General features: G+C 72.5%; 5 protein-coding genes. 4 read left to right on the forward strand and 1 reads right to left on the reverse strand.

Annotated features, from left to right (window positions below):
* Nucleotides 1-110 precede the first annotated feature (110 nt).
* The 3 genes from HV826_RS14820 (at nucleotide 111) to HV826_RS14830 (ending at nucleotide 5,123) form a co-directional block, all read left to right on the forward strand.
* Nucleotides 111-2,864, forward strand: a complete 2,754-nt coding sequence (locus HV826_RS14820; RefSeq protein WP_176417654.1) for a protein kinase domain-containing protein — start codon at nucleotides 111-113, stop codon at nucleotides 2,862-2,864.
* Nucleotides 2,865-2,922: 58 nt separating this feature from the next.
* Complete coding sequence (locus HV826_RS14825; protein ID WP_176417655.1) at nucleotides 2,923-4,263, forward strand: sigma 54-interacting transcriptional regulator; 1,341 nt, start codon at nucleotides 2,923-2,925, stop codon at nucleotides 4,261-4,263.
* Between the two features lie 89 nt (nucleotides 4,264-4,352).
* Complete coding sequence (locus HV826_RS14830) at nucleotides 4,353-5,123, forward strand: hypothetical protein (RefSeq protein WP_255208581.1); 771 nt, start codon at nucleotides 4,353-4,355, stop codon at nucleotides 5,121-5,123.
* 34 nt (nucleotides 5,124-5,157) lie between these two features.
* On the opposite strand, the gene HV826_RS14835 is transcribed toward HV826_RS14830, so the two are convergent.
* Complete coding sequence (locus HV826_RS14835; RefSeq protein ID WP_176417657.1) at nucleotides 5,158-6,249, reverse strand: lytic transglycosylase domain-containing protein; 1,092 nt, start codon at nucleotides 6,247-6,249, stop codon at nucleotides 5,158-5,160.
* Nucleotides 6,250-6,509: 260 nt separating this feature from the next.
* Here HV826_RS14835 and HV826_RS14840 point away from each other — a divergent pair.
* A partial coding sequence (locus tag HV826_RS14840; RefSeq protein ID WP_255208582.1) for a type VI secretion system contractile sheath small subunit occupies nucleotides 6,510-6,921 on the forward strand: 412 nt, incomplete at its 3' end.

Consider the following 6,921-nt stretch of genomic DNA (forward strand, 5'->3'; position numbering starts at 1 on the left):
CCGTCGGCGGCGGCCGACACCGGCCTGGTGCATAGGCAACCATCCAAGCGGCCTGGAACATGGGCCTCACGGTTATTCGCGGCTAGAGTCGCGGGCCGGGTGCATCGGCCATGAGCATGAGAGACAGCGGCAGAGGACGCGCGGGCACGGGCAAGCGCGAGGACGACGCCTTCGGCACCGGCCCTGGGTCGCGGCGCGAGGACGCGCCCCCCGTGCCTCAGGTGGGGCGCTACTTCCTCCTCAAGCGCCTGGGCCAGGGTGGCATGGGCGTGGTGTACGCGGCCTATGACCCGGACCTGGACCGCAAGGTGGCGCTCAAGCTGCTGCACGCGGACAGCAGCACGGACTCGGAGGAGGCCCGGGCGCGGCTGCTGCGCGAGGCGCAGGCCATGGCGCGCGTCTCGCATCCCAACGTCATCCCCATCTTCGACGTGGACGTGTGGGGTGACCGCGTCTTCCTGGCCATGGAGCTGGTGGACGGCGGCACCCTGGCCTCGTGGGTGAAGGAGGGGCAGCGCTCCTGGCGCGAGGTGCTGGAGGCCTTCCTCTCCGCGGGCCGGGGCCTCCAGGCCGCGCACGAGGCCGGGCTGGTGCACCGCGACTTCAAGCCCGCCAACGTGCTGGTGAGCCGCGCGGGCCGCGTCTTCGTCACCGACTTCGGCCTGGCGCGGCCGGTGGGCACGCTCCCCGTGGAGGAGCACCTCTCCGAGGACTCGGAGTCCCGCGTGCCCTCCGAGCGGCGCATGCTGGACACCCCCCTCACGGAGGCGGGCCTCATCATCGGCACGCCCAGCTATATGTCCCCGGAGCAGTTCCGCGGGGATGACCTGGACCCGCGCTCGGACCAGTTCAGCTTCTGCGTCGCGCTGTACTGGGCGCTCTACCGTCAGCGGCCCTTCGAGCCCGCGAAGATGGAGGCGTATGCCTCCTCGCGCAGGCCCCAGGCGCAGCCCGAGGCCGAGGCCACCGAGCCGCTGCACGCGACGGCGCCCCTGGAGCGCACGCCCCCCAAGCCCCCGCCGCCGCCCGTCCTCATCCAGGAGCCGCCGCGCGACGTGAAGGTCCCCGCCTGGGTGAAGCAGGCGATGATGCGAGGCCTGTCGCTGGACCCGGCCACGCGCTTCGCGTCCATGACGGAGCTGCTGGGCGCCCTGTCGCAGGAGCACCGCCTCACGAAGCGCCGACGCTGGGTGGCGGGCGCCAGCACCGTGGCCGCCGGCGTGGCCCTGGTGGGCGGCGTCCTCTACCAGCAGTCGCAGGTCTGCGCCGCCGCGGGCGCGCGCATGGATGACGTCTGGAGCCCGGCGGCGAAGCAGCAGGTGGAGGCGGCCTTCCTCGCCACCGGCAAGCCCTTCGCGCAGGAGCTGGCGGGCAAGGTCTCCCAGGTGCTGGACGGCTACGCGAGCGCGTGGAAGCAGCAGAGCACCGAGGCCTGCGAGGCCACCCACGTCCACGGCGTACAGACAGAAGAGCTGCTGACGCGGCGGACGGTGTGCCTGGCGCGGCGGCACAAGGACGTGCGCGCCACGGTGGCGCTCCTGTCCACCGCGGACGCGGCGCTGGTGGAGAAGTCGGTGGACGCGGTGCACGCCCTGCCCTCGCTGCACGAGTGCGAGGACGAGGAGTCCCTGGCCGAACAGCAGCGGCTGCCCTCGGACGCGGGCAAGCGCGCCGACATCGAGAAGCTGGAGGGACAGGTCGCGAACGTGAAGGCGCTGGTGGACGCGGGCCGCTACCCGGTAGCCCTGGAGGTGGCGCGCGCGCTGGAGGCGCCGGTGCTGGCCACCGGCCACCTGCCGCTCACGGCCGAGCTGCGCTTCCACCTGGGCTGGCTCCAGGAGCAGACCGGCCAGTCCCCCGAGGCCTCGAAGCAGCTCTTCCACGCCGCGCGCGACGCCGAGGCGGGACGGGCGGACCGGCTGAAGGTCGCCATCCTCAACAAGCTGCTCTACGTGGAGGACGGACAGCGGCACTTCACCCAGGCCTCGGACTGGGGCGAGCTGGCCCACGCCACCCTCCAGCGCCTGGGCGGCGAGCCCGTGCTGGAGGCCGACGTGCGGATGAACCAGGCCAACCTCGCGGTGTCGCAGGAGCGCTTCGAGGACGCGCGCGCGCTGCTGGAGCAGGCCAAGGCGCTCCAGGCCCGCGCCCTGCCCCTGGGCCACCCCAAGCGCGCGAGGACCACCTTCCTGCTGGGCGGCGTGATGCTGGACCTGGGGCAGCCCGAGAAGGCGGCGGAGCTGCTGGAGGAGGCGCTGGTGCTGACGGAGGCCGCGGTGGGCCCCTGGCACCCGGACATGGCCCAGCGCCACGGCATGCTGTCCTTGACGCTGCGCGAGCTGAAGCAGGACGCCAAGGCCCTGAAGCACGCCCAGGCGGCGGCCCAGGTCCGCAAGGCCACGCGGGGCGAGACGAGCGTCCTGTACGCGGAGGCCCTGGACGAGGTGGGAATGTGTCTGCACGCGCTGAAGCGCTACGACGAGGCGCTGAAGGCCTACGAAGAGGCGCTCTTCATCAAGCGCGCGGCGCTGCCCGCGGACGACGAGCGGCTCCATTACTCCTATGACGGCGTGGGCCAGGCCCTGCTGGAGCTGGGCAAGGCGACCGAGTCGGTGGCGCCGCTGCGGCAGGCCGTCTCCTTCGCGTCGGCCCCGCCCGACGTGCTGGCCGAGTCCGGCTTCGCCCTGGCGCGCGCCCTGTGGCAGACGCAGCAGCCCCCGGCGGCCCGCGGGGAGGCGGCCCAGGCCCGTGCGCGCTTCACCGAGGCCGGCCTGGAGGCGCGGGTGGCGGACGTGGACGCCTGGCTGTCGACGCTGCCGCCCGAGCCGGCCCCCCGGCCCGCGGGTCGCAAGCCCCGGCGGTGAGGCCGTCACGGACCCAACGGGTGGCGGGCCGCCCCGGCCGTGTTAGCGTCCCGCTCCCGTGGCCCCGTCGAACGAAGAGGAACCCGCGCTGGACCCGACGCTGACGCTGAGCCGCGCGCGGCAAGGCCGGGTCCGGCTGAAGTTGATGGTGCTGTCCGGCCCCGAGTCCGGCCAGAGCCACGCGCTCACCAAGCCCGAGTACGTGCTGGGCAAGGCCCCCACGTGCGACATCGTCCTCACCGACAAGACGATTTCCCGCGAGCACCTCAAGCTGACGGTCCACGACGAGCACGTGGTGGCCACCGACCTGGGCTCGCGCAACGGCTCCTCGTGCGACGGCCGCCGCTTCACCGAGCTGGAGCTGCACCCGGGCACCGTCATCACCCTGGGCACCACCGAGCTGAAGCTGGTGCCGGAGGAGACGGCGAAGCGCACGCTGCTGCTCTCCAACCGCGACCGCTTCGGCGCGCTGGTGGGCAACAGCCGCCGGATGCGCGAGGTGTTCACCCTGCTGGAGCGCATGTCCCCGGGCGGCGCGGACGTCCTCATCCAGGGCGAGACGGGCACCGGCAAGGACCTGTGCGCCGAGGCCATCCACCAGGCCAGCCGCCGCGCCAGCGGGCCCTTCGTCATCGTGGACCTGGCGGGCGTGGCGCCCTCGCTCATCGAGTCCGAGCTGTTCGGCCACGTGAAGGGCGCCTTCACCAACGCCCAGAGCGACCGGGCCGGCGCCTTCGAGCGCGCCCACAACGGCACCGTCTTCCTGGACGAGGTCGGCGAGCTGCCGCTGGAGCTCCAGCCCCGCCTGCTGCGCGTGCTGGAGCGCCGCCAGGTGAAGCGCGTGGGCGCCAACGACTACGTCACCGTCAACATGCGCATCGTGACGGCCACCCACCGGGACCTGGAGGACGCCGTGCGGCAGGGGAAGTTCCGCCGCGACCTCTTCCACCGGCTCGCCGTGCTCCGCGTGACGATGCCCTCCCTGCGCGAGCGCCCCGAGGACATCCCCCTGCTCATCGACACCATGCTCGAGCAGACGGGCCGCCCGCCCAGCGCCCTGTCGGACCAGACGCGCGCGCTGCTCACCCAGTACCCCTGGCCCGGCAACGTGCGCGAGCTGCGCAACGTGGTGGAGCAGGTGGTGAACCTGGGCGAAGAGGCCCTCCCGGACCTGGAGTCCGCCGACCCCGAGCGAGGCCCCGGCGCGGCCGACCTGGACCTGCCCTTCAAGGAGGCCAAGGAGCGGCTCGTGGAGGGCTTCGAGCGCGACTACCTCCGCAACCTCCTGGAGCGCTGCGAGGGCAACATCTCCCGCGCCTCCCGCGAGGCCGACATCGACCGCGTCTACCTCCGCAAGCTCCTGAAAAAGCACGGTATTGAACCGAGCAGCGGCCTCTGAGCGGCGCGGAAACAACTTTCTCCAGACTTTGGAGATAACCTCGGATTGGAGCCATGTGGGCTCCGCCCAGCCCCCAGGGAAGACCGCCCATGCGAGTGAACCTCTTCCAGACCATCGCGAGGCTCTCGGAGGCCCGGCCGCAGCAGAGCGTGCAGCAGCCCGCCGCGTCCGAGCCGGCCCAGGCCCCCCAGCCGCCGCCCGTCCCCGACGTGGTGGCCCAGTACTTCACCGACAGCTTCGAGGCCGCGGACGCGTCCTCGGAGGTCGTCAAGCAGACCAAGGACGCCAACTGCGGCGCCGCGGTGGCCACCCTGCTGTCGCCCACGGCGGGCAAGGACGCCGTGGCGGCGGCGCAGAAGATGGACTCGCTGGAGTCGCGCTTCACCGATGGGGACGGGACGACCCCGGAGGAGCTGGCGAAGATGTTCGCGCACGAGGGCCTGGAGGTGAAGAAGGGCACCTCGAACTTCGACATGCCGTCGGTGAACGAGGCGCTGGCCCGCGGACAGAAGGCCGTCGTCCAGTTGGACACCAACCGGCTCGCCACGGGCGTGGACTCCAAGGTCGCCGGTGGCTCGCACTGGGTCGTCGTCGACGGCATGGACGACAAGGGCAACTACCAGGTGAAGGACACGAACACGGGCTCCAAGTACACCGTGTCCGGCCAGCAGATCGCCGACTCCGTGGGCTCCGCGTGGGAGCTGCACCAGGGTGGCGGCATGCTCATCGTCGGCGATCCGCAGACCGCCATGGACGAGGGCACGCTGGTGGAGAAGAGCGCCCTCCACACCGACGCGCTGGGCAACACCGACGGCGGCGGCTCCCGGGCTCGCGGCAGCTTCGGCCGCGAGTCCTCCTGAGCTTCTCGCCGTCGTCCTCCGCTGCCAGCGTCCGCTACGCCGGCAGCGCGCCCTGGCCCGACGCCAGGGTGCTGGCGAACTGATTCACCTTCTGCACGTACTTGGCGTCACCCGTGCCCGCGGGAATCGCGTGGGGGTTGCTCTTGTCCACGCCGTTCGGACCGGAGTTGTACGCGCGCAGGGCCAGGTCCCAGCTCCCGAACTGCTCCTTCATGTCCTTCATGTAGCAGGCGCCCGCGAGGATGTTCGTCTCCGGGTCGGAGAGGCTCTTGCCCTGCAGCTCGGGGTGCTTGCTCTGCAGCTCCTTGTAGGTGTTGGGGTTCACCTGCATCAGCCCGGTGTCCGTCAGGCCGTTGCCACCGTTGGTGGACGTGGCGGCCACGTCACCGCGGGACTCGGCCCACACCTGCGCGGCCAGCATCTCCACCGGCACGCCCGTCTTGGCCGCCGCGGACTCGAGCGCCGGGCGCAGCTTCTCCAGCGCGGGAGGCAGGTTACCCCCCAGGCTCGCGCCGCCGGCGCCCTTGCTCGCGCCCACTGACGGTGCCGAAGGCGTCGCTCCGGTGCTGCTCATCGCGGGCGCCGCACCGTTTCCGCCCACCGGCGCGGAGCCACCCGCAGGCGCGGGCCCACCCACCGGCGCGGGCGCGGAGCCACCCGCCGGCGGCGCCGACGTGAGGCCATCCACCGGATCACTCATGAACGGAGACGGGCCCTGCGCGCCGGGGTTCAGCTCCACGGGAGGACGGTTGCCGCAGGCCGACGCGGGAGAGAACGAGCTGTCCGAGAAGCACTGCGACGGGGAAGCCCCCGACGCGCCCTTCGCGCCCGCGCCGCCCTGGCCGCACGCGGCGCCCTGCGCGCCACCGGCCGCGCCGCCCTGCATGGCCTGCTGGAGCTGGGTGAGCGTGCTGATGATGGCCATGGCCCCCTCCAGCAGCTTGCCCAGGGACTGGGCCTTGCCGCCGCCCATGTCGAAGCCATCCTGCTGCATCCCAAGCCGCCCCAGCGCCGGCTTCTGGGCCGAGGCCCCCGACAGCGACGCGGAAGGCAGGGAGCCGGAGACATCCTGGGCCGGGGAGCGGACGGCGGAAGAGGCGGAGCCGCTGAGCGGAGAGAGGCGCATGGGGAAGTTCCTTCTGGGAGAGGTGGGAGGGCTTCTGTAGGCGACCCACGCACCAGTAGCAGCAGGTGTGCCAACCACCGGGCGTCCCCATCCGTCCGCCAAGCCATTGATTTTACGTATGCCCCCGGCGTGCCCGCGCCCCGTGGGCGCCTGCCTCCTGGTGACTGCCGTCAGAGGGGCGGTGGTCGCAGTCACCAGTCCGCGCTCCCACCCTGGCGCGCTAACGTAGCGGCCTTCTCGTCGTGGAGGGGATGCGGGACATGAGCCAGAACGGAAGCAGTGCCGAGAGCGCGCGCGTGCGCTGGCTGGTGGTGGGTGCCTTCTCCCCGTCCCCCTCGGGCCGGCGCTTCCCGCTCACGGTGAACACCTTCGGCGATGAGCTCACGCGCGCCGCCAGCGGGCTCCGCGTCACCGTGGCCGACCGGCTGGGAGCAGGTGACACGCGCACCGTCGAGCTGTCCTTCGACCGGCTGCGCGCCTTCAGCTTCGCGGACGTCATCACCCGCGTCCCGGAGCTGCGCGCCCTGCAGCACCTGCACGAATCGCTGGCCACCTCCGACCCGCTGCGCACGCTGACGCCCGAGGAGGCCGCCACGCGCGTGGCCACCGTCACCGGGCCAGGCCGCCTGCCGGACGCGGTGGCCGAGGCCCTGCGCGCCGCCTCCGCCCCGC

It is taken from the genome of Myxococcus sp. AM010, assembly GCF_013372585.1.
GTDB classification, from domain to species: domain Bacteria; phylum Myxococcota; class Myxococcia; order Myxococcales; family Myxococcaceae; genus Myxococcus; species Myxococcus vastator.